Annotated in this window: 17 protein-coding genes and 1 tRNA gene; all 18 read right to left on the reverse strand. The window is 63.9% G+C overall.

Annotated features, from left to right (window positions below; translation table 11 throughout):
- Positions 1-101: 101 nt before the first annotated feature.
- The 18 genes from IPM80_22725 to rpmI all read right to left on the reverse strand — a co-directional run bounded on the left by IPM80_22725 (position 102) and on the right by rpmI (position 22,390).
- Positions 102-1,313: an HlyD family type I secretion periplasmic adaptor subunit gene (locus tag IPM80_22725; protein MBK8961161.1), complete on the reverse strand. Its 1,212-nt coding sequence runs from the start codon at positions 1,311-1,313 to the stop codon at positions 102-104.
- Between the two features lie 13 nt (positions 1,314-1,326).
- On the reverse strand, positions 1,327-3,504 hold the full coding sequence (locus IPM80_22730) for a type I secretion system permease/ATPase (GenBank protein ID MBK8961162.1): 2,178 nt from the start codon (positions 3,502-3,504) through the stop codon (positions 1,327-1,329).
- A 151-nt stretch (positions 3,505-3,655) separates the two neighbouring features.
- Positions 3,656-4,987, reverse strand: coding sequence for a TolC family outer membrane protein (locus IPM80_22735; GenBank protein ID MBK8961163.1), 1,332 nt, complete (start codon positions 4,985-4,987; stop codon positions 3,656-3,658).
- A 325-nt stretch (positions 4,988-5,312) separates the two neighbouring features.
- Entirely contained in the window at positions 5,313-6,656 is a 1,344-nt protein-coding gene (prsR, locus tag IPM80_22740; protein ID MBK8961164.1) for a PEP-CTERM-box response regulator transcription factor, read from the reverse strand.
- Complete coding sequence (gene prsK, locus IPM80_22745) at positions 6,656-8,767, reverse strand: PEP-CTERM system histidine kinase PrsK (GenBank protein ID MBK8961165.1); 2,112 nt, start codon at positions 8,765-8,767, stop codon at positions 6,656-6,658. The genes prsR and prsK overlap by 1 nt, the downstream gene beginning before the upstream one ends.
- A gap of 85 nt (positions 8,768-8,852) precedes the next feature.
- Complete coding sequence (locus IPM80_22750; protein ID MBK8961166.1) at positions 8,853-10,238, reverse strand: TIGR03013 family PEP-CTERM/XrtA system glycosyltransferase; 1,386 nt, start codon at positions 10,236-10,238, stop codon at positions 8,853-8,855.
- A 370-nt stretch (positions 10,239-10,608) separates the two neighbouring features.
- Complete coding sequence (locus IPM80_22755) at positions 10,609-13,128, reverse strand: response regulator (protein MBK8961167.1); 2,520 nt, start codon at positions 13,126-13,128, stop codon at positions 10,609-10,611.
- A 29-nt stretch (positions 13,129-13,157) separates the two neighbouring features.
- Positions 13,158-13,463, reverse strand: a complete 306-nt coding sequence (locus IPM80_22760; GenBank protein MBK8961168.1) for an Hpt domain-containing protein — start codon at positions 13,461-13,463, stop codon at positions 13,158-13,160.
- Between the two features lie 42 nt (positions 13,464-13,505).
- The gene (locus IPM80_22765) at positions 13,506-14,873 is read right to left on the reverse strand and encodes a sigma 54-interacting transcriptional regulator (GenBank protein ID MBK8961169.1); all 1,368 of its coding nucleotides are present in this window, start codon (positions 14,871-14,873) and stop codon (positions 13,506-13,508) included.
- 66 nt (positions 14,874-14,939) lie between these two features.
- The gene (gene glmS, locus IPM80_22770; GenBank protein ID MBK8961170.1) at positions 14,940-16,769 is read right to left on the reverse strand and encodes a glutamine--fructose-6-phosphate transaminase (isomerizing); all 1,830 of its coding nucleotides are present in this window, start codon (positions 16,767-16,769) and stop codon (positions 14,940-14,942) included.
- 33 nt (positions 16,770-16,802) lie between these two features.
- Entirely contained in the window at positions 16,803-17,417 is a 615-nt protein-coding gene (locus IPM80_22775; protein ID MBK8961171.1) for a sel1 repeat family protein, read from the reverse strand.
- A 52-nt stretch (positions 17,418-17,469) separates the two neighbouring features.
- A tRNA-Pro gene (locus IPM80_22780) sits at positions 17,470-17,546 on the reverse strand.
- A 137-nt stretch (positions 17,547-17,683) separates the two neighbouring features.
- The gene (locus tag IPM80_22785) at positions 17,684-18,040 is read right to left on the reverse strand and encodes a MerR family transcriptional regulator (protein ID MBK8961172.1); all 357 of its coding nucleotides are present in this window, start codon (positions 18,038-18,040) and stop codon (positions 17,684-17,686) included.
- On the reverse strand, positions 18,018-18,320 hold the full coding sequence (ihfA, locus tag IPM80_22790; GenBank protein MBK8961173.1) for an integration host factor subunit alpha: 303 nt from the start codon (positions 18,318-18,320) through the stop codon (positions 18,018-18,020). The genes IPM80_22785 and ihfA overlap by 23 nt, the downstream gene beginning before the upstream one ends.
- A 4-nt stretch (positions 18,321-18,324) precedes the next feature.
- Positions 18,325-20,790, reverse strand: a complete 2,466-nt coding sequence (gene pheT / locus IPM80_22795; protein ID MBK8961174.1) for a phenylalanine--tRNA ligase subunit beta — start codon at positions 20,788-20,790, stop codon at positions 18,325-18,327.
- A complete protein-coding gene (pheS, locus tag IPM80_22800) occupies positions 20,726-21,724 on the reverse strand; it encodes a phenylalanine--tRNA ligase subunit alpha (protein MBK8961175.1) in 999 nt (332 codons plus the stop codon). Before pheS ends, pheT begins: the two co-directional genes overlap by 65 nt.
- A gap of 81 nt (positions 21,725-21,805) precedes the next feature.
- Positions 21,806-22,165 (reverse strand): 50S ribosomal protein L20, encoded by a 360-nt coding sequence (gene rplT, locus IPM80_22805; GenBank protein MBK8961176.1) that lies wholly within the window; start codon positions 22,163-22,165, stop codon positions 21,806-21,808.
- 27 nt (positions 22,166-22,192) lie between these two features.
- Entirely contained in the window at positions 22,193-22,390 is a 198-nt protein-coding gene (gene rpmI, locus IPM80_22810) for a 50S ribosomal protein L35 (protein MBK8961177.1), read from the reverse strand.
- Positions 22,391-22,394: the final 4 nt, after the last annotated feature.

The raw sequence follows: 22,394 nt of genomic DNA on the forward strand, positions 1-22,394 counted from the left end.
GCATGCCGCGAACAATCACGCGCGCGCGAGTTGGCAAATTCCTGCAACATGCATTGTGTGCGCAAGCCCAAGTGTGGGCCACTTCTCGCAACTGCCGGCGCTCAACGCTCATGTAAAGCATTGTCACGCGTCTTCAGGACCGGCTTGAGCAAGTATTCGAGCACCGTCTTGTGTCCGGTCAACACCTCCACGGTGGCGACCATGCCGGGGATGACGGGCAAAGGCCCCTTCTTGCCATTCAGCACCGCCGTATCGGTTCGTACGTACACGCGGTAGAAACGTTCATGGGGTGGATTCTCGTCGGGCAGCGTATCGGCGCTGATGTGTTCGAGATGGCCATGCAGGCTGCCGTAGATGGTGTAGTCGTAGGCCGTGAGCTTGACGGTCGCTGGTTGTCCGACATGCAGGAAAGCCACGTCCGCCGGCCGGATCTTGGCTTCGATCAGCAGCCGATCCTCGACCGGCACGATTTCCATGATGTCCTGGCCGGGCCCGATGACGCCACCCACCGTCGTGACCTTGATGTTCTTGACCGTGCCACGCATCGGCGAACGCACCAGCGAACGCTGCACCTCATCCTTGCGCGCGGTCAGCAATTCGGTCACGCCGCCGAGTTCCGCTTCCTTCTCCGCCTGCTTGCCGCGCGCTTCGGCCTTGAAGCTGTTGCGCCGGTCCTGGATCTGGCCTTTGAGTTCAATGATTTGGCGTTGCAGGCGCAACACCTCGACTTCCGATACCGCGCCACGCGCAACCATGGGCTGCGTCATGGCCAGCTCCTTCTCTGCCAATTCCAGGTTGCGCTTCAGGGACGCCGCCGATTCCTCGACGGCGGTCTGTCGCGACACGAAGTTCTTGCGTTCACGTTCGATGATGGCAGGCTCGATGTCGGCGGGAAAACGCGGCGCGGTACCGGCGGCCTCGGCCTGCAGGCGCGCAATTTCGGCGCGCAGGCTGTGGCTCTTCACCTCGCCTTCGCGGAGCGACGCTCCCGAACGCGTATCATCGATGCGCAGCAGCACCTGGCCCTTCTCGACGACGTCGCCCTCGCGCACCGCGAGCTCGGCGAGGATGCCGCCCTCCAGGCTCTGGATCACCTGCTCGCGGCTGGACGGCACCACCGCGCCCTGACCGCGCGTCACTTCGTCCAGCGAAGCGTTGTCGGCCCACAGCAGGGCGGCCAGCAGGAAGAACACCAGCAACAGCAGGCTGCTGCCGGCAAAGGGATGGGAGTCGGCGACCTGCGCGGCGCGCGCGGCGCGCAGGAACGGCACGTCGGCCTTGGCCACCCGTTGCTTGCTGCGTGACGATGCCATGACGAGTGCCGCCTCAGGCGCGTGCGGGCGCCGGCGTGGCCGCCACCGGCTGGCCAGCAGGACGGGTCAACTGACGGAGCACATCGTCGCGCGGACCGTCCATGACCACGCGCCCGCCATCGATGACGATGATGCGCGAGACCAGGGCGAGCATGCTCGGCTTGTGCGTCACCAGGATCATGGTGCGGCCCTTGGCATACTCGCCGACGGACGCGATGTACTTCATCTCGGCGTTGTGATCCATGGCGCTGGTCGGCTCATCGAGCAGCAGGATGCGCGGCTCGAGCAGAAATGCGCGCGCATTGGCCACCGCCTGGCGTTGTCCGCCAGACAGGACCTGGCCGCGTTCGCCCACATTCATCTGCAACCCCGCCGGGTGACCGTCGATCATGGCGTCGATGCCGGCGATGCGCGCGGCGCGCAGGATCGCGGCGTCGTCGGCATGCGGACGCCCGAGCGCGATGTTGTCGCGCAGGCTGCCGAGGAAAAGCATGGGGTCCTGGGCGACATAGCCCATGTGGTCGCGGATGTCGGCCGGGTCGCACTGCGCCATGTCGACGCCGTCGATACGCACGGTGCCCTTGGCCGGCTGGTACAGCCCGACGACCAGCCGCAGCAGGGTGCTCTTGCCGGAGCCGATCTTGCCGAGGATGGCGACGTGCTCGCCGGCGGCAATCGAGAAGTTGACGTCCTGCAGCGAGGCCGCCTGGGTATTGGGGTAGACGAATTGCACCCCCTGCATGGCGACTTCGCCACGGATCTCCGCGCGCCGCGTGAACTGCTGGCCCGGTGCGCGCTCGACCGGCTGCTGCATGAGACGGTTCAAGGTGCTGTAGGAAGCACGTGCATGCTGGTAGCGCATCATCAGCGACGCGACGGTCTGCAGCGGCGCCAGCGCGCGACCGGTGATCATGACCGAGGCAATCAGCGCACCCATGGTCAGTTCGCCCTCGCCGATCAGGTGCACGCCCCAGATCACGACGCCAATGGTGACCATTTGCTGCACGAACACCGAGAAATTGACCACCACGGACGAGATCATGCGCGCCTGGTTGGACGAACGACCGGCCAGCGCGGTGTAGTCCTCGTAGCGTCGCAGCATCAGGCCTTCGGCGCGCATTGCCTTCAGCATCTCGGCGCCTTCCAGCGATTCGATCAGCAGACCATGGCGCTGCGACGAATCGCGCAGCGTGGCGCGCGTGGCGACGGACAAGGGCCATTGCGCGATGAGCCCGACCAGCAGCACCACCGGCACGGCCAGCGCCGGCACGATGTACAAGGGACCGCCGATCAATCCGACCACGAAAATGAAGAATGCGACGAACGGCAGGTCCATCACCGCGGTCAGCGTCACCGACGTGATGAAGTCGCGCACTGCCTCGAACTCGCGCAGCTGCGCCGCGAACACGCCGGCCGACGGTGGGCGCGACGCCATGCGTATGCCGAGCGCCTGCGCGAAGATCTGGCCGGCCAGCACCAGGTCGGCCTTCTTGCCGGCAACATCGAGGAAATACGCACGCAGGGTGCGCGCCAGGAATTCGAACAGGCCGGCGATGGCGGTGCCGGTGGCGAGCACCAGCAGGGTCTCGATGGCGTTGTTCGGCACCACGCGGTCGTAGACATTCATCACGAACAGCGAGCCGGCCACCGTCAGCAGGTTGACCAGCACGCCCGCCACCACCGATTCCATGTAATAAGGCGTATAGGACGCCAGCGTGCGCCAGAACCAGCCGCGCTTGCGCGCCATCGGCGCTTCCGCCTCGTGGCCATGGTCGGCGTCAAGTTCCGGCTGGGCGAAAATCACGTAGCCGCTGTAGTTCTCTTCCAGTTCGGCCAGTGACACCTCGCGCGCGCCGAAGCCGCTCTCGGGCAACACCACCTCGGCCTTGTCATCGGCGCGCAGGGCGACCAGCACGCAGGCGCCGCCGTCCTTGTAGAGCAGGGTCGCGGGCAGGGTCAGCGCGGAAATCTTTGCCAGGCGCCGGCGCACCACCTGCGCCGAGTAGCCGTGGAACGCCGCCGCGCGCACGAAGTCGGCGGGCGCGAAGCGATCGCCGGCCACCGGCATGCCGCTCAACAAGGCGCTCATGGACACCGGTCGCCCGTGCAGACGCGTGATCACGTGCAGGCAGGCACGCAGCGGATCGTCATCGACGCTGGCTGTCACCGCTGGTTCAAGCGCGCTGTTCACGGAAATATCGGGCTCAGTTTGCATCGGGCATGGTTCGACCTCGCAAGAGGCATGCCGCCGCCGACCGTGCCGCGGCCCGAGCAACAGCGCGTGCCGCGCAAGTGACCGGGATGGGCGTTGTCACTGCCGGCATGGCATGTCCTGAAAGGGCTCAGGGCGCTCCGCCGGAGACTCCGAACTTGCCGGCCAGGATGCCCTTGCTGGCATCGACGAAATAGACGTTGATCAAATCGTCGTAGGTACCCGCGGCAAGGTTGGAACGCGCATTGAACAGCTCGTCTTCGGCATTCAGCAAATCGAGCAAGGTGCGGCGGCTGATCTCGAACTGCGCGCGATAGGCCTGCAAGGTGCCTTCGCTGGCAGCGACGTAGTGCTGCAGATGCGCGAGGCGGCTTTCGCTGGTGGCGCGGCTTTCCATGGCGATGGCGACGTTCTCCGCGACCGAGCGGAAAGTGTCGTCGAGACGGTTGTCGGCTTCGGTCTTGCGTTCCGACGCTGACATCGTCTGCGCGAGATCCGCCCCGCCCCGGAACAGGTTCCAGCGCGCCACCAGCATCAGGCTGCTGGTGTCGCGGTTGCCAGAAATACCGCCGACGTCGTTATCACGACGTAAGGTGCCTTGCAGATCGAGGCGCGGTTGATAGCCCGCACGCGCGGCGCGGATGGTGGCCATCGCCGCTTCGATATCGGCCTTCGAGCGCATGACCGCCGGGTGCTGCGCCATCGCCTCCTCCTGGGCTTTGTCGGTCGCAAGCGCCAAGTCGTTCGGGTCGACTTCGCCGTTCTTGACCAGCCCCGACGGCACCGCGTTCGGCTTGGCCAATTCGCCAGGCGGGTCGCCGATGACACGCACGTAACGTGCCTCGGCTTCGTGCAGCCCGCCCTGGCGCGCGGTCAAGGTACTCTTGGCCAGGGACACGCGGGCGCGCGCCTGTTCGACGTCGGCCTTGTTGCCGACGCCGCTGCCGCTCTTGGCCTCGACGTTGCGCAGCACTTCTTCATGCGAGCTGACATTGGCGCGCGCCAGTGCGACCAGGTCACGATTGCGCAGCACGTCGACGTAAGCCTCGACCGCCTTGAAGGCGAGCGCGTTCTGGGTGTCGGCCATGCTGTTTTCCGCGCTGTTCAGGAGCGCGGTACGACGCTTGACTTCACTGGCGGTGGCCATGCCGTCCCACACCAACTGGGTGACCGTCAGGCCGCTTTCGCGACGCCACATGTCATCGTCGTTGTTGGGACGGTTCAGCTGTTTGATGTTGCTGTGTTCTTCACCGAAGCGCGAATCGAGATCGACGCTCGGCAGATAGCCGGCGCGCGCTTCGCGCACATCGTGGCCGGCCGCGCGTACCGCGGCGGCGGCGCCGGTCAATTGCGGATTGGTGGTCAAGGCCTGTCGCACCGCCTCTTCGAGCGTCGCTGCCGACAGCGGCAAGCTGCTTACGATGCCCAGGCACAGGGCCGCCCAGTGAACACGCGCAGCCATGCCGCGCCCCCGGCGCCTTGGCCCGGCGCTCGGTCCGCCATACAGAGTTGTATTCAACATCGTCGTCAGCCCGGTTCTTATTTGTCCACTCGGCGAAATTCCTCGTGTGCGTCTTCGCGCGGCCGCTGCGGGCCGCCGGGGTGGGTTCGCCTCGGCGCGGCGGTCAGTTCCCGCCGTGGCCAGGCGCGCACGCCATCCAGTTTCGCTCAGATCATAAAGTAACTTACAACAAATTATAGGTAAAGCTTTGTGCCTCGTCGATTTTTTCCTTTGGTCGACGACGGATCACCAAATCCCCGGACGGCCCTGCGCGCAGCGGCAGGCGCTACACCGGAATGTTGTACTTCTTGACCAGGTGGTAGACGGTGGGGCGGCTGACGCCCAGCAGTTCGGCGGCGCGATTGACTTGTCCGTCGGCCGCCGCCAGGGCGCGCCGAATGGCCAGGGCTTCCGCCTCCTCGCGGCATTCCTTGAGAGTCGGCAGGCGCGTGTCGCCCACCGCTTCCAGTTCCAGGTCCTCGGGTTCTATATAACGGCCATCGGCCATGATGACCGCACGTTTGACCCGGTTCTCCAGCTCGCGCACGTTGCCGGGCCAGGCATAGGCCTGCATGGCCTTCACGGCAGCGTCGCTGAAGTCCTTGATGCGGCCGCGGTGCATGTCGGTCATGCGCCCGAGCAGTGCGCGCGCGATCATGACGGTGTCGCCGATGCGGTCGCGCAGCGGCGGGATCTGCACCGACACCTCGCTGATGCGGTAGTACAAGTCCTCGCGGAAGCGGTTGTCGCGGATCTGGCCGCGCAGGTCCTGGTGGGTGGCGCAGATCACGCGGGTGTCGACCGCGATCTCCTCGCGCCCGCCGACCCGCTCCAGCACCCGCTCCTGCAGGAAGCGCAGCAGTTTGGCCTGCAGGGAGGCCGGCAAGTCACCAATTTCGTCGAGAAACAGGGTGCCGTGATTGGCGAACTCGAGTTTACCCTTGGTCTGCTTGGTGGCGCCTGTGAAGGCGCCGCGCTCGTAGCCGAACAGCTCGCTTTCCAGGAGGGTGTCGGGAATGGCCGCGCAGTTGATGGCGATGAAGTCGTTGCCGCGACGCGGACTCAGCTCGTGCAGCGCGCGCGCCAGCACTTCCTTGCCGGTGCCGCTCTCGCCGAGCAGCAATACGCTGGCGTCGGTCGGGCCGATTTTTTCAATCCGCCGGCAGATCTCCTGCATGGCCGTGCTGCCGGCAATGATGCCCGACAGGGGCGCGGTGACCTGGCGCGCCAGGCGCAGGTTCTCGGCTTCGAGCTCCGACAGCACGTGGGCACGCTCGACGATCATGCGCAGCACGTCGGGGTCGATGGGCTTTTCGTAGAAATCGTAGGCGCCCTGCGCCACCGCCCGCACCGCGACCTCGCGATCGTCGTTGCCGGTCACCACCACGATCTTGGTCTGCGGGGCGAATTCCAGCATCTCCCGCAGCGCCGCCAGCCCCTCCGAGGCGTTGGCCGCGTCGGGTGGCAGACCGAGATCGAGCGTCACCACCGGTGCCTGGGTCTGGCGCAGCGCGGCCAGCGCGCTGTCCCGATCGCCGGCCACGGTGACTTCGTAGTCCTCGAAATTCCACCTGAGCTGCTTTTGCAGGCCGGGGTCGTCGTCGACGACCAGTAGTTTGCGCTTGTGCATCAGTGTCCAGTAGCGATACGTGCGTCGAGTTGTTGTTCCGTTTCCGCCAGGGGCAGCACGATGGTGAATGTCGTGCCCGAGCCGGGCTCGCTTTCGACCAGCAATTCACCGTGCATGGAGCCGATCAGGTGCCGACTCTCGTAGGCGCCGATGCCCATGCCGGCCTTACCCTTGGTGGTATCGAATGGCCGGAACAGGCGATTGTGAATGAAGTCGCGGTCCATGCCACTGCCAGTATCGGTAATCGTGGTCCGAACTTCACCCGCGCGTCGCTCTACCGCCACCGTCACCTGCCCGTCGGCGGGCGTGGCCTCGATGGCGTTCTGCAGCAGGTGCTGGACCACCGACAGCAGATGATCACGGCTGCCACGCACCGGCAACGGCCCGTCGGGGGGCCGGAACGCCGGCTGCGGTCTGGCCTCTGCCTTGCTGGCTACCGCCGTCGCCAGCAGTGCGCCCAAGTCCACAAGCTCGTCGCTTTCGACCTCGGATTGGCGCTGGCGCAGGCTCGCGAGCATGCGCTTCATCTTGGCCGTGGCATCGTCGACGGTGTTGAACGCATCGTCGATGAATTCAGGGTTGTGGCGATGGCGCCGCGCGTTGCTGCCGATCAAGGACAACTGCGCGACCACGTTCTTGAGATCGTGCACAAGAAAGGCCGACAACCGGTTGAAAGTTTCGAACTGCCGCGCCTCCGACAGCGCGTCGGTGGCGCGTACCAGGGCCAGGTAGCTGGCCGCCTGCCGGGCAACCGTACCCAGCAGGTTGAAGTCCTCGGTATCGAAGCGCTGATTGGAACGTGAGGTAGACAGCGCAAGCACCGCCAGCAGGTCCTCGCCATGCGCCATCGGCACCAGCAGCGCGATGCGCGACATGTCGAGCAGCCATTGGGGCGCATGGCGCAGCACGCCGCCTTCCAATTGAGCCTCGTCGGCGAGATCACAGATGCGCGGATTGCGCGCCAGCTCCGCGATCAGCGCGTCGCCGGCGGCAAACTCCTCGCGCCGGTCGCCGTACATGCTGTAGCTGGCGACGATCGCGTACGAGCCCGAAGCGGTCTTGTGCCACAGCATGCCGCCCGGACTGTCGACCATGTCGCACACCGCGGTCAGGACGGTCTCGTGGAGACTGTCCGGCTCAAGCGTGGTGCGCGCCAGCGCCTGGGTGAATTTCAGCCATTCTTCGCCGTATTCATATTTGTTGCGATAGAAGTGCTTGGCCAGGAACAGGCGGATGCGTGAACGGAGCTGGGTGGAAAAAATCAGCGTCAGCAACAAGAGGATGGCGGCGCTGAAAAACGTGGTGGTCAGCGCTCGCCCCCACTCACCCCCGATGGCCTGGATGTAATAGCCGGCGGCCGACATCAGGATCAGGTAGACGCCCGCCGCGATCAGCACCACCACGTGGAACACCACGCGCCGCGAGACGAAGATCTTGATCTCCCACTGCCGGTTGCGGGCGGCGGAGATCGCGATCATCGGCACCGCCAGCGCATTGACCACGCCGCGCGCCGACATCAATACGCCGTCCAGACGATTGAACAGCACGGCGTCCGCGTAGAGGTAGAAGTCGTAGACGAACACGAAGCCGAGACCGAAACACAGGTGCTTGAGCGCCCAGCGCGAGTCGCGCGAGGTATTGCGAAACACCTGCTCGATGAGCACCAATACACCGAGCGCGACCAGCAGTGCCGTGCAGAAAAACGAACGACGTACCAGGGAATGATCGAACTCGATGCCGAACACAACTTGGTTGAGCATGACCGGCAAGGCGATGCCGAGCACGCAGGCGAGACCGACGAGAATGGCGCCGAGCTTGATGGTGTGCCGATAGGTGTCGTCGCCGAGATTGAGCAGCAATCCTGAGAAAAAAACCACCCAGGCGAGGTTGCGGACGAATTCGAGCTGCAGGATGAGGTCGGGCGACAGTCCGCTGCGGCTCTGGAACTGGTAGAGCGCGGCCTGTGCGCCGAACCACAGCATGGACGCCGCGCAGGCCGCCATCAGGCGCCGGCCGACGGGTTTGCCGCGCGCAGCGACCGTGAGCAGACCGAACAGCGCGAGGAAGGCCACCGCGCCGATGAAGCCCGCGATCCCGGCAATCGTCGTCATGCTTTCCCCCGCGCCTGTCCCGACGCGCTAGCGACTACCGAAATGGCATCCGGCCGTAAGCGCCAGTGTGACTGGCGCTTACGCCTCAGCGTGCGCCCTTGCGCCAGAGTATCACCTGGATGGTCTGTAGCAAGATGTTGATGTCGAGGAAGATGCTGTAGTTCTTGAGATAGTACAGGTCGTACTGCAGCTTCTCGCGGGCATCGTTGATGGACGCGCCGTAGGGATACAGGATCTGTGCCCAACCGGTGATACCGGGCTTCACGTAGTGGCGCAGGTCGTAATAAGGAATCGACTTCGACAGTTCGGCCACGAACTGCGGACGCTCGGGACGCGGCCCGACGAAACTCATGTCCCCCTTCAGCACGTTGATGAGCTGCGGCAGCTCGTCGATACGGGTCTTGCGGATGAAGCTGCCGATCCGGGTTACACGCATATCGTTGGCCAGCGCCCACACCGCGCCGTTGGCCTCCGCGTCCTGACACATGCTGCGGAACTTGAGCAAGGTGAACACACGGCCACGACGACCGACGCGCTCCTGGCGATACAGCACCGGGCCGCCGCTCTCGAAATAGATGGCGGCGGCGGTGATCGCCATGATAGGCAAGGTGCCGATCAGCATCAGCGCGCTGACCACGATGTCCATCGCGCGCTTCTCGCTGCTGCGTATGACCGCCTGCGTGAAGCCGTCCGCGAAGATCACGTTGCTGGGGTGCAGGGTGTCAATGCGAATCTTGCCCAGTTGCCGCTCATAGAAATCGGCGGCTTCCATGATGTGGATGCCGTACATCTTGCATTCGAGGATGTCATCGACCGGCAGCCCCTTACGGCGGTCGTCGGTGGCTACCACGATCTCGTGCACGTCGAGTTCTTCCGCCAGTGCGCGCAGGCTGCGTTGACCCAAGGCAAAGATGCGTTCGCCCGCCACCAGGCGCTCGTCGCATCCGAGATCGACGAAGCCGATGACGTCGGCCGATACCTGGTCCACGCCACCGCGCAGGCTGTCGATCTGGCGCGCGCGCTCACCGATGCCGAGCACCAGCACCCGTTGACGCTGATCGATGTCCTCGCCGGCGACGCAGATCAGGCGACAGCTGGCGATGCTCACGAACGAACAGACCAGGGCGGTCGCGAAGATACCGCCGCCAACCATGAGATCGGGGATCAACAGGTAGACGGTGCCCATCACCACGAAGCCGCACACGAAACTCAACACCAGGCGCAACATCACGGCGCTGGGGCGCGTGTGTTGATCGCGGTGGTAAAGGCCCATGGCCGTCATGCCGAGCACGATGGCCGCGACGAATACCAGCGCCTGGCTCCACAATGGGAGTTGATCGGAATGTGCGAAGGCGCTGCTGCCGAGTTGGAAGGTGGCGCCGAGATAAATCGAGACAAACAGGATGAGGATTTCCGCCAGCCCGAGAAGGACCAGCGATCGCGGGACATAGTGCCTGAATATTCTTAGCATTTTGCTCTCGTGCCCAGTCGGTCGTTGTGCCAGTGCCGTACTTGCAGGCGAGGAGACCTTCGTTTCGACGCAGCGCGTCGCGTGTCTCTCAGCGCTCTTTTTCTACACGTAACGGAGCAAGTGACGTGCCAGCTTATCGTTCAACTGGCATTCGACCTTTAGCCGTCCATGGCATACCGGGGCTAATTCTTGGTAATTCAGCCGGTTAAATCAAGGATGCCACGCCATGGTGGCGCACCGCTGCGAACAGTTACCGCCACGGCCGACGGTCGGCCGCCAACTCATGCCACGACTTTGTCGTCGTCAGGCAACACCTTGCCCGTCGAGCACGGCGGGCGCTGTCGCCCAGGGGCGACAAGCAGGTCGCACCTCAGGCCGCGGCCGCCAGGCGCTCGCGCAAGGCATCGAGCAACACGCGCTTCTTGATGGGCTTGGTCAGATGATCGTCGCAGCCGGCGGCGAGGCTGCGCTCCATGTCTTCCTTGATGGCATTGGCCGTCAAGGCAATGATCGGCGTGCGCGGCCTGCGCATGGCGGTCTCCCACTCTCGAATCGCGCGGGTCGCGGCGTAGCCGTCCATCACCGGCATCTGCACGTCCATCAGCACCACGTCGAAACGTTCGGCCTTGACGCGCGATAGCGCCTGCTCGCCGTTTTCCGCTTCCACCACCTCGTAGGGCTCCTGGCGCAGATAAGCCTTGATCAGCATGCGGTTGTCTTCGTTGTCTTCGACCAGCAGGATGCGGGCGCCCTGCACCGGCTCGCTGACCGGCTCGGGCGTCGCCGGTGCGGACGTCGGCGCCGCGCCGTCCAGGTTCGCCATGGCCTGCGCCAACTGCGCGCGTTTGAGGGGCTTTACCAGGTAACTCGCGCCGGCAAAGCGCTGGGTCTTCTCCACGCCGGCGGCCACGGTCGAGGGCCGGAACAGCATGATCAGCGGCGTCGCGTCGCCGCTCTCACGCAAACGTCTCGCGAGTGCATCGGCCTCGGCATCGCGGCCGATGTCCTGCAGCACCGCGCTGTACGGCCGGCCGGCTTCGCGTGCCTCGACCAGCAGCGCCACGGCCGCGGCTTCATCGTCACAGACGTCGCACTGGAACTGCCACGCTTCGAGCGCCGCGGCGAGCACCCGCGCCCCCGGCGCATGGCGTGAGATGAGCAGCACCGCGCGGCCACGGCCGGCCACCGCCAGCGCGGGCGCATGCGCCATGGCGGGCGCCAAGCGCGCCAGGAAATGAAACCGGCTGCCGCATCCCTCGTCGCTCTCCACCCAGATCCGCCCGCCCATCATTTCCACCAGTCGCTTGCAGATCGCAAGGCCAAGGCCAGTACCGCCGTATCGCCGCGTGATGGAACTGTCGACCTGGGTGAAGCTGCCAAAAATGCTCTCTAGCTTGTCGTGCGGCACACCGATGCCGGAATCGCGGACTTCGAAGTGCAGAACGTCGCCCGCCGCATCGCCATTGTCGATACGCACGGTGACGACGATCTCGCCATGCTCGGTGAACTTGATGGCGTTGCCGATCAGGTTGAGCATGACCTGGCGCAGGCGCCCAGGGTCGCCCACGAGCTTGCGCGGCACGCCTGGCGCGATATCGGTGACCAGTTCGATACCTTTGTCGTCGGCTTTGAGCGCGTAGATGTCGACGGCCTGCTCGACGATGTCCTGCAAATCGAACTCGATGTTCTCCAGGATCAACTGCTCGGCTTCGATCTTGGACAGGTCGAGAATGTCGTTGACCAGGCTGAGCAACGCTTCGCCGGCGTTGCGAAACACGCCGACGAATTTCTCCTGCTCGCGATTCAAGGCCGACTCCGAGAGCAATTCGGCCATGCCGATGATGGCGTTGAGCGGCGTGCGGATCTCGTGACTCATGCTGGCCAGGAAATCCGATTTGACCCGCGATGCTTCCAGCGCCTGGTCGCGGGCCACGGCCAACTCGCGGGTTTGGTGCTGGACCTGCTCCTCGATGACGCGATTACGGGCCTCGAGTTCGCGCGCCTGCAAATCCTTGGCCCGCGCCAGCGCCACCAGCAATAAGGTGACGCCGACGCCGAGCACTGCCGCAACCAGCACCAGGCCGGTGTCGATGCTTCCCCAGCGCAGCGCCTTGTCGGTGACCAGCCACGCCGAGAAATGCTCGAGGCGCACCGTGCTTTCTTCACGCAGCGTGTCGACCACCCAGCCGGTGCCGGCCATGGTGCTGGCCGGACGCGTGAACACCCGCTGCCGTCCGGCAACGCCTTCCGACACGGCATACAGGGTGAAGCTCAGGCTCGGTTCGATGGATTGCGCGCCGACCAGGCCGGCGAGGTCGACACTCAACACTGCGCAATCGAAAGCGCCGCCGGCGTTGTCGCGACGCGCGTTGGGCTGCACGAGATACAGCGCCGCGGCGCCCGCCTGCTCGGGGTCGGGCGCCAATGCAACGGCGGCGTCCAGGCCGATGACATCGTTCACGGTGTCGCGCGCCCGTCGGTCGCCGGTCAGCAAGGTCGCCACGGCGGCACCCGCCGCCTTGCCGCTCTCATGGATGACGCGCACACGACCGTCCGCTTCGACGCGAATCCTGGCCATGCCATCGATGAAGGCGTAGCGCTTCAGCGAGCCTGCGGTGTACTGCGCGAAGCGCGTCCTGTCCTCGCGCTCATCGGCCGCGACGAAACTCGCGAGGTTGGCAATGATCGCATCCGCGGTGCGGATGTTGGCCTCGACCTCATTGCGCACCGCGATGGTGTTGAAGTTGAAATCGCGCGTTTCATTACGCAGCGCGTTGTTCCACGCCAGAACCACCAGCACGCATGAGAAGGAAATGCCGAGGGCGGCCGCAACGAAGTAGAAGAAATTGGACGAAGCGTGGCGCTGAACCTTGTTGATACGCTCAGCCATCGGCGCTTCCCATGCCCGCCGAAATGCCTTCAGGCACCCGAGACCACGTCGATCCGCGCCAGGTAGTCGGCCAGCTGCGCGATGCCCGCGGTAATCGCGGTGCCGTCACCCGCCAGCGCCGCCCGCTCGATGGCCGCGCCGATGTCGGTGATGGGGTCGAAGCCGTAGCCGCCGCCTGCCCCTTTCATGCTATGGCCTATCATGCGGATGTCGGCAAAGTTGCCGGCCTCGAGCAGGACCTGCAATTTTTCGACGTCGCGCCTTCGATTATTGAGGAATCCGGGAACGAGATCGGCAAGGTCCGGATCGATGACGACAGGGATGCGCTCAGTCATGGACAGCCTCCGGACCCGAACCGCGCGGCTCGTGTCGAGTAATCAATCATCATCCTCGGCGCCATTGGTTTCGCGATAATTGGCGGCGTCGAGATCGTACTGGTTGAGCAACTTGTAGAACTCCGTACGATTGCGGCCGGCAATGCGCGCCGCATTCGCGACGTTGCCGCCGCTGATGCGCAACACGCTGACGAGATAATTGCGCTCGAATTCCGCCTTGGCGTCCTTGAGCGTCTTGAACTGCACGGGCTGCTGGCGCAATGCGCGCTGGGCCATGGCCAGCGGAATGATGTCACCGGTGAAGAGCGTCGAGCACAGTTCGACGGCGTTGATGAGCTGGCGAATGTTGCCTGGCCACGACGCGCCGGCGAGATAGGCTACCGCGTCGGGTGCGAAGCGCTTCTTGGGTGTGGCGGCGCGCGCGGCATTGATGGCGAGAAAGTGATCGAGCAGCAAGGGAATGTCCTCGGCCCGCTCGGCGAGCCGCGGCATCTTCAACGGCACCACGTTCAGGCGATAGTAGAGGTCCTCGCGAAATTCGCCCTTCTCGACCAGCGATTCAAGGTCGTTGTGGGTCGCGGAAATGATCCGCACGTTGACCGGCACGCTCTTGCTCGCGCCCACCGGCCGCACTTCGAAGTCCTGCAGGACGCGCAACAACTTGACCTGCAAGCCGAGCGGCATGTCGCCGATTTCATCCAGGAACAAGGTGCCGCCGTCGGCCGCCAGGAACAGGCCGTCATGGCGGTTGGTGGCGCCCGTGAAGGATCCCTTCTCGTGACCGAACAGCTCCGATTCGAGAAGCTGCTCGGGTATGGCGCCGCAATTGACCCCGATGAAGGCATGGGCCCTGCGGCGACTGCCGTCGTGGATGGCGCGCGCCAGTACTTCCTTGCCAGTGCCGGTCTCGCCATTGATGAACACCGTCACGTCGCCGCGCGCCACCAGTTCCGCCTGCTCGAGCAGTTCGGCCATGACATCGCTGCGGTAGATGATGTTGCGCCCGAACTGCGCCTCGCCCTCGGGACGGCGCGGACGAATGTGCGCGTTGATCTCGGCCAGGAACGCTTCCTTGGCGATGGGCTTGGTGAGAAATGCCGAGGTGCCGAGGTGCGTGGCTTTGACCGCATCCGGGATGCGCGCCTGGCCACTCAGCATGATGACCGGCGTCAACGGATTCTCGGCATGGATGCGCGTTACCAGCGTCATGCCGTCCATTTCTTCCATGAACAGGTCGGTCACCACCATGTCCGGACGTGCACTGCTCAACTGGCGCAGCGCGTCCTCGCCCGAAGTCGCCAGCAAAGGCGTGAAGTCCGCTCCCTGCAGCCACTTGGAGAGCAGGTTCAGCATGTCCTGGTCGTCATCGACGAGCAGCACCTTGCCGGCGTTTCCCTTGGCGGCATCCATGAATGAGAACTCAGGCGACGACTCGCGGCCCAAACGAGCCGCACTTGCGGGTTGCCCGTGTGCCCATCACTCCACCGTCACCGACTTGGCCAGGTTACGCGGCTGGTCGACGTCGGCGCCACGGATTACGGCGACGTGATAGGCCAGCAATTGCAGCGGAATGGTGTAGACGATCGGCGCTATCGGGTCCTCGACCGGCATCACGTCGAGCACGTGTATGTCCGGCTGCTTGGTCACTTCCACGCGGGAGTCGGCGAAAATGTACAGCTGGCCGCCGCGCGCGCGCACTTCCTCGAGATTGGATTTCAGCTTCTCGAGCAGTTCGTTGTTGGGCGCCACGGAGATCACGGGCATGTCTTCGTCGACCAGGGCCAGCGGGCCGTGCTTGAGTTCGCCGGCGGGATAAGCCTCGGCGTGAATGTAGGAGATCTCCTTGAGCTTGAGCGCGCCCTCCATGGCGATCGGATACATCGAGCCACGGCCCAGGAACAGGCTGTGATGCTTATGGGCAAAGGCTTGCGACAGATCCGCGATGCGGTCGTTGAGTTCCAGCACGCCATTGATCTTGCCTGGCAGGCTTTCGAGCTGACGCACCAGTTCGCGCTCCTGCTCGCCCGTCATGCCATTGCGCCGGCCGAGCGCCACCACCAACAGCATCAGGGCCACCAGCTGGGTGGTGAAAGCCTTGGTGGAGGCAACGCCGATCTCGGGGCCGGCGCGAGTCATCAACACCAGCTCCGACTCGCGGGTCAGAGAACTCTCGGGCACGTTGCAGATGGCCAGTGAATGCGAGACGCCCCAGCGCCGCGCCTCGCGCAGGGCAGCCAGCGTGTCGGCAGTCTCTCCGGATTGCGATATGGTGACGAACAGGCTGTTGGGCGTGACCACCGGCTTGCGGTAGCGGTATTCACTCGCGACTTCAACGGTACACGGCACGCCCGCCAACCCTTCCAGCCAGTAGCGCGCCACCAAGCCTGCGTGAAAGCTGGTACCGCAGGCAACGATGGTGACCGACTTCACCTGGTCGAGGATTTCCTTGGCATCGAATCCGAAGGCGGAATCGAGCACCGTGCCGTTTTCGATGCGACCCTCCAGGGTCTCGGCGGCGGCGCGCGCCTGGGTGAAGATCTCCTTGAGCATGAAGTGCCGGTAGCCGGACTTCTCAGCGGCATCGGCCGACAGTTCCGACAAGGACTCCGCGCGCGTCACGGCATGGCCGTTGGCGTCGTAGATGCGCACCTGCTCTCGCGTGATCTCGGCGACATCCCCCTCCTCGAGGAAGATGAAGCGCTGCGTCACGGGTAACAGCGCGAATACGTCCGACGCCACGAAATTCTCACCGATGCCGAGACCGATCACGAGCGGGCTGCCGCGGCGGGCGACCACCAGTCGGTCCGTAGAGGTGGTCGACAGCACACCCAAGGCGTAGGCGCCTTCGAGATCGCCCGTGGTGCGCTGCACGGCCTTGAGCAGGTCGTCGCCCTGCTCCAGGTAGTCATAGATGCGATTGACCACGACTTCGGTGTCGGTGTCGGAATTGAACGCGTGACCGGCGGCGATCTGCTCGGCGCGCAAACGCTCGTGATTTTCGATGATGCCGTTATGCACCAGCGCGACCGTTTCGCGGCACATGTGCGGATGCGCGTTGCGTATCGACGGCACGCCGTGCGTCGCCCACCGCGTATGGGCGATACCGAGCCCACCGGCATGGGGTTCGGATCCCAACGCTTCTTCGAGCACGCGTACCTTGCCCGCCACCCGCACGCGCTGAATGGTCTTGTCCTTGACGGTCGCGACGCCGGCCGAATCATAGCCGCGATATTCCAGTCGCTTCAGACCTTCGACCAGGATGGGCGCGACATCGCGCTGCGCGACAGCTCCGACTATTCCACACATTTGAGGTGCATTTCCGTTTTAAAAAAATTGATGTCAGGGTTGCTCGCGACCCGCGGAGCTCGCCGGATGAGGCTCCCCCGGCAAGCGCAGCTGGTCGGCAATCCACTTACGTGCCTGCATGGTCTGGTTTGGCGTAATCGAGTGCTCCACCGCTTCCAGGTACATGCGCGCGCGCTGGTTGCCCTGACTGGTGGCTTGGAACAACCAACCGTAGGCCGTCACATTGTCGCGGGGCACGCCCCAGCCGCGCATGTACAGCACGCCGAGATTGCGCTGCGCGTCGGCATTGGCGGCACGCGCAGCACGCTCGAACCACTTGGCCGCGGCGCTGAAATCGCGCTCGACCCCGAGCCCCAGATAATAATGAATGCCAACAAAGTTAATTGCGGCGCTATCGCCATTATCGGCGCGCCGTAGAAATGACTTGAAAGACGATTGGTAATCCCCGGCCATGAACTGACCGATGGCGTCCTGCTCATCCCGACAAGCGGCCAAGGTCGACAGCACGGCGAGCAGCGAGATTGCGCCCAGCCACATCATCGCCCGCCTCGGTTCGGCACTTGCAGACAACCTCGGGAGCAGTTCTTTCACCGTGCCGGCACTACTCACGCATGCGCGCTGCGAACGTTGGCGATTGGTCGTGGCCATCGCGGATGCCGGACAAGCCGTGTCCCTGCATTCCTCGGCCGTATGAATTGAATGGTCGGGGCGAGAGGATTCGAACCTCCGACCCTCTGCACCCCATGCAGATGCGCTACCAGGCTGCGCTACGCCCCGACAAGACTTTCAAATGCCCCCCGGTTCGAGTTCGATTCCGGAGGCCGACAGGGTAGTTGGATTCTGACTTTCTGACTACTGCTTTGCAGCCAACGCGTCATGGGCCGCGACGCGTTGGTGCGAAGTGCGACGCTTGTTCAGCGCCGCAGAATATCCAGCACTTCTTCCAGTTCGATGCGCAGTTGACGCACGATCTGTTGGCTCATGCTCGAATCCGCCTTCACTTCGTCGCCAGACAGTTTCTGCCTGGCGCCGCCGATGGTGAACCCGTGCTCGTACAAGAGACTGCGGATCTGCCGGATCAGGATCACGTCCTGACGCTGGTAGTAGCGTCGATTGCCGCGGCGCTTGATCGGCTTCAGTTGCGGAAATTCCTGCTCCCAGTAGCGCAGGACGTGCGGTTTGACCGCACACAATTCACTGACTTCGCCAATGGTGAAGTAGCGTTTACCTGGAATGACGGGCAGTTCGTTATTGTTCGATGCTTCCAGCATAGGCTTCTACTCTGGCTTTTAGTTTTTGACCTGGTCTGAACGTCACAACGCGACGTGCAGTGATGGGAATCTCCTCACCGGTTTTGGGATTCCGCCCGGGCCGCTGGTTTTTATCGCGAAGATCGAAGTTGCCAAATCCGGAAAGTTTGACTTGTTGTCCTGCTTCCAAAGACATGCGGATTTCTTCGAAAAAGGCCTCGACAAGTTCCTTGGCTTCGCGTTTGTTGAGGCCCAAGTCCTCGAACAATCGTTCGGCCATTTCGGCTTTCGTCAACGCCATCGAATTAGTCCCTCAAGGTTCCCCCAACGCACTCACGCAACCGCGCGAGCACGCGCCTTACCGCCTGCTCGACTTCGTCGTCGGTAAGAGTGCTAGAAAGGGTCTGAAAAATCAAGCCTAAGGCCAAGCTTTTTTTGCCGGAATCAATACCTTGGCCACGATATACGTCAAATAACTGCAGGTCACGCAGCAAATCACCCGCCGCCTCGCGCGCCACTTCGAGGCAAGCTTCGGCGGTCACCGATTCGTCGACCACGACCGCCAGGTCGCGGCGCACCGCCGGGAATTTGGAGATGGGCTGAAACTGAGCGGCGTCGCGAGCGCCCATGTCATCGCAGTCAATCTCGAACAGAAACAGCGGCTTATCAAAACCCATACGGGCGCTGATGGCGGGATGCAGGGCGCCGGCATGACCAATCACGAGCCCGTCGCGCACCAGCGCCGCGGTCTGGCCGGGATGGAGCGCTGGATGAACAGCCGTGACAAACGTCACCCGGTCTTGATGCAACGTCTGCAATAACGCTTCAACATCCTGTTTGACATCGTAAAAATCTGTGTCGCGCGCCTGATCGGACCAATGAACACGAACCGCCGAGCCACTGCGCAGGCCAGCGATTTGCCGACGCTGGACGAGGCCCGACGCATCTTGACGAAACACCATGCCCAATTCGAACAGACGGATGTCATCGACCTGACGATTGCGATTGTGGAGCGCGGCTTCAGCCAGTCCCGGCCACATCGAGCGACGCAAAACCGACATCTCACTGGAGATGGGATTGGCGAGGGGGACCGATACGAACTCCGGGTCGAAGGCCTGTGCCAGCGAGGGGTCGATGAAGCTGTAGGTAATCGCCTCGAAATACCCCCGCACACACAGGGTCGTTCGCGCCCGCGACTCGAGCGGGCTGGTGGCGTCACCGACCGCCGGCAAACCAGCCGTCAGCGGCAAGCGGGACGGGATCGAGTCATAGCCCTGGATGCGCGCCACCTCTTCAACAAGGTCGGCTTCGATGCTGATATCGAAACGAAACGACGGCGCACTCACCTGCCATGGCACCGCGCTGTCGTCAACCTGCATGTCGAGACTGCGTAAGATGGCTGCGACACGGGCCGCGGGCACCTCGATGCCAAGCAGGCGTTTGACGGCAGCGGGTCGGAACGGCACCACTGTCGACGGACGCTGTCCGGCTTCGCTTTGGGTGAGCTCGCAGGGCCCCGGCACACCGCCGCATATCTCGAGGATCAACTGTGTGGCGCGCTCGATGGCCCGCGCCTGCTGCCGCGGATCGACACCGCGTTCGAAGCGTTGCGATGCATCGGTATGCATGCGGTAGCCGCGCGCCGCTCCCGCCAGGCGCACGGGCTCGAAAAACGCGCTCTCCAGGAACACGTTGGTGGTGTGTTCCGACACCGCGGTGGTGGCTCCCCCCATGATGCCGGCCAGCGCTATCGGACCATTGCCGTCGGTGATCAGCAACGTGCCGGCGGCGAGTTCAACCTCGCTGTCATCCAAGAGCGCAATGCGCTCGCCAGCGCACGCCTCGCGCACGACGATGGGCGCCGCCAGCTTGTCGAGATCGAACGCGTGCATGGGCTGACCGAGTTCGAGCATCACGTAATTGGTCACGTCGACCAATGGATGAATGCAGCGCACGCCGGCACGCCGCAGCCGCTCGCTCATCCAGGTCGGTGTGCGGGCGCCGGGATTGATGCCCGCTATCACGCGGCCGGCGTAGCTCGGGCACGCCATCGGCGCGGCAAGTTCAACGGCCACGCGACGCTCGGATTGCGCGGCCACCGGCGCCGCCGCGGTCGATTTCAAACGGCCGCCGAACAAGGCGGCAAGATCGCGGGCCACGCCACTCACACAAAAACAGTCGGCACGGTTGGGCGTCAAGTTGACCTCGACCACCGTGTCGTCGAGGTGCATGAACTCGCGCAGGCCGGCGCCCACGGGGGCGTCACCAGGCAGTTCCATGATGCCGCTCGCATCGTCACCCAGCCCCAGCTCGCTGGCGGAACACAGCATGCCGGCGGACTCGACGCCGCGAATCGAGTTGCTCGTCAAGGCTCGACCGTCGCCGATTTCGGCGCCGGGGGGTGCGTAGGCGGTTTTCAGCCCGTCGCGGACGTTCGGCGCGCCGCATACCAATTGATGGGTGGCGCGACCATCGAACACCTGGCAGACGTGCAAATGGTCGGAATCCGGATGCGGCGCGACCGCGCGCACCTCGCCGACGATGACGCCACGGAGCGGCGGCGCGGCGGCCGTCAAGCCTTCGATCTCCAGACCAGCCAAGGTCAGTCGCTCGGCCAGTTGCGCCGTTTCGACGCCCGGATCGAACCACTCACGCAACCATTGCTCACTGAGTTTCATTGCAATGCGCTCTGAATCGACGCCGCCGTCAGGCGAACTGCCGCAGGAACTGAATATCGTTTTCGAAGAACAGACGCAGGTCAGAAATGCCATGGCGCAACATGGCGAGTCGTTCCACGCCAAGGCCGAACGCAAAGCCGGTAAAGCGTTCGCTGTCCACGCCGACTTTCTGCAGCACCGCGGGATGCACCATTCCGCAGCCCATGACTTCCAGCCAGTTGCTGATGCCGTGCTTCGATTCGAGCTTGATGTCGACCTCCATGGATGGCTCCGTGAACGGGAAGTACGAGGGCCGATAGCGGATCTTGAGGTCGTCACGATCAAAAAAGGTCTTCAGGAACACGTCCAGCGTGCCCTTCAGATCGGCCATCGTGATGCCTTCGTCGATGCACAGCCCTTCCACCTGGTGGAACATCGGCGAGTGGGTCTGATCGTAATCGCAGCGATATACCCGGCCGGGCGCGATGATGCGCAGCGGCGGCGGCGTGTGTTCCATCACGCGGATCTGCACCGGCGACGTGTGGGTGCGCAGCAGGCGGCCGTCGGTCAGGTAGAAAGTGTCGTGCATGGCCCGCGCCGGATGATGGGCGGGAATGTTCAAGGCTTCGAAATTGTGGAAGTCGTCTTCGACTTCAGGGCCACGGGCGACATCGAAACCGGCGTGGCGAAAGATACCCTCGATGCGTTCGATGACGATGCTGATCGGGTGCACGGCGCCGCTGACGGTGCCGCGGCCCGGCAAGGTGACGTCGATGTGTTCGGTGCGCAGGCGCTCATCGAGTCGTGCCGCCTCCAGCGCCGCCTTGCGCGCATCGAGTTGGTCGCTGACTCGCTGCTTGGCGTCGTTGATGGCCTGGCCCGCGGCGGGACGCTGCTCCGCGGGCAAGCCGCCAAGGGATTTAAGAAGGGCCGTGATCGCACCCTTCTTGCCGAGGTAGCGCACGCGCAAATCGTCCAGCGCGTTCAAGTCCGCCGCCGCCGCGAGCGCGGCGGTGGCTTCTTGCACAATGGCTTCAATATCGCTCATGCGGAAGACGGGTACGCTGAAAATAAAAAGGGGAAAGGCTCAACCTTTCCCCCGGGTGCGCGGCTGTCGGGTCTGACCGGATTAACCGGCCAGAGCGACTTTGGAACGTTCAGCCAGTGCGCTGAAAGCCGTCAGGTCATGAACCGCCAAGTCGGCCAGAACCTTGCGGTCCACTTCGATGCCGGCACGCGACAGCCCGTTTATGAACCGCGAGTAGCTCAAGCCGAAGCCGCGCGCGGCAGCGTTGATGCGGACGATCCACAGCGCACGGAACTGACGTTTGCGCTGACGGCGGTCGCGGTACGCGTACTGACCCGCCTTGATGACCGCCTGCTTGGCAACGCGGAACACATTCTTGCGCCGACCGCGGTATCCCTTGGCCAGGTCGATGATTTTCTTGTGCCGGGCATGCGCCTGGACACCACGCTTAACTCGTGCCATTGCTAATAAATCCTTCGCTCTACCTTCTTACAGCCCGGGCAGCATCTGGCGAACCGACGCCTCGTCGGCATGCGCAATCAGGGTGCCATGGCGCAGCTGCCGCTTACGCTTGGGGCTCTTCTTCGTCAAGATATGACGCTTGAACGACTGCCGGCGCTTGATTCGGCCACTTCCGGTCTTGCTGAACCGCTTGGCCGCGCCGCGATTGCTCTTAATTTTCGGCATCATC

This window comes from Pseudomonadota bacterium (genome assembly GCA_016719885.1).
Classification (GTDB): Bacteria; Pseudomonadota; Gammaproteobacteria.

Bases quoted from the DNA above. Each gene is read 5' to 3' on its own strand.
- pheS (MBK8961175.1), bottom strand. From the start codon at position 21,724: ATGAGCGATATTGAAGCCATTGTGCAAGAAGCCACCGCCGCGCTCGCG.
- IPM80_22785 (MBK8961172.1), bottom strand. From the start codon at position 18,040: ATGCTGGAAGCATCGAACAATAACGAACTGCCCGTCATTCCAGGTAAA.
- rplT (MBK8961176.1), bottom strand. From the start codon at position 22,165: ATGGCACGAGTTAAGCGTGGTGTCCAGGCGCATGCCCGGCACAAGAAA.
- rpmI (MBK8961177.1), bottom strand. From the start codon at position 22,390: ATGCCGAAAATTAAGAGCAATCGCGGCGCGGCCAAGCGGTTCAGCAAG.
- IPM80_22760 (MBK8961168.1), bottom strand. From the start codon at position 13,463: ATGACTGAGCGCATCCCTGTCGTCATCGATCCGGACCTTGCCGATCTC.
- ihfA (MBK8961173.1), bottom strand. From the start codon at position 18,320: ATGGCGTTGACGAAAGCCGAAATGGCCGAACGATTGTTCGAGGACTTG.
- IPM80_22735 (MBK8961163.1), bottom strand. From the start codon at position 4,987: ATGGCTGCGCGTGTTCACTGGGCGGCCCTGTGCCTGGGCATCGTAAGC.
- IPM80_22765 (MBK8961169.1), bottom strand. From the start codon at position 14,873: ATGGATGCCGCCAAGGGAAACGCCGGCAAGGTGCTGCTCGTCGATGAC.
- IPM80_22750 (MBK8961166.1), bottom strand. From the start codon at position 10,238: ATGCTAAGAATATTCAGGCACTATGTCCCGCGATCGCTGGTCCTTCTC.
- pheT (MBK8961174.1), bottom strand. From the start codon at position 20,790: ATGGCATTTCTGACCTGCGTCTGTTCTTCGAAAACGATATTCAGTTCC.
- prsR (MBK8961164.1), bottom strand. From the start codon at position 6,656: ATGCACAAGCGCAAACTACTGGTCGTCGACGACGACCCCGGCCTGCAA.
- glmS (MBK8961170.1), bottom strand. From the start codon at position 16,769: ATGTGTGGAATAGTCGGAGCTGTCGCGCAGCGCGATGTCGCGCCCATC.
- IPM80_22725 (MBK8961161.1), bottom strand. From the start codon at position 1,313: ATGGCATCGTCACGCAGCAAGCAACGGGTGGCCAAGGCCGACGTGCCG.
- IPM80_22775 (MBK8961171.1), bottom strand. From the start codon at position 17,417: ATGGCCACGACCAATCGCCAACGTTCGCAGCGCGCATGCGTGAGTAGT.
- prsK (MBK8961165.1), bottom strand. From the start codon at position 8,767: ATGACGACGATTGCCGGGATCGCGGGCTTCATCGGCGCGGTGGCCTTC.
- IPM80_22755 (MBK8961167.1), bottom strand. From the start codon at position 13,128: ATGGCTGAGCGTATCAACAAGGTTCAGCGCCACGCTTCGTCCAATTTC.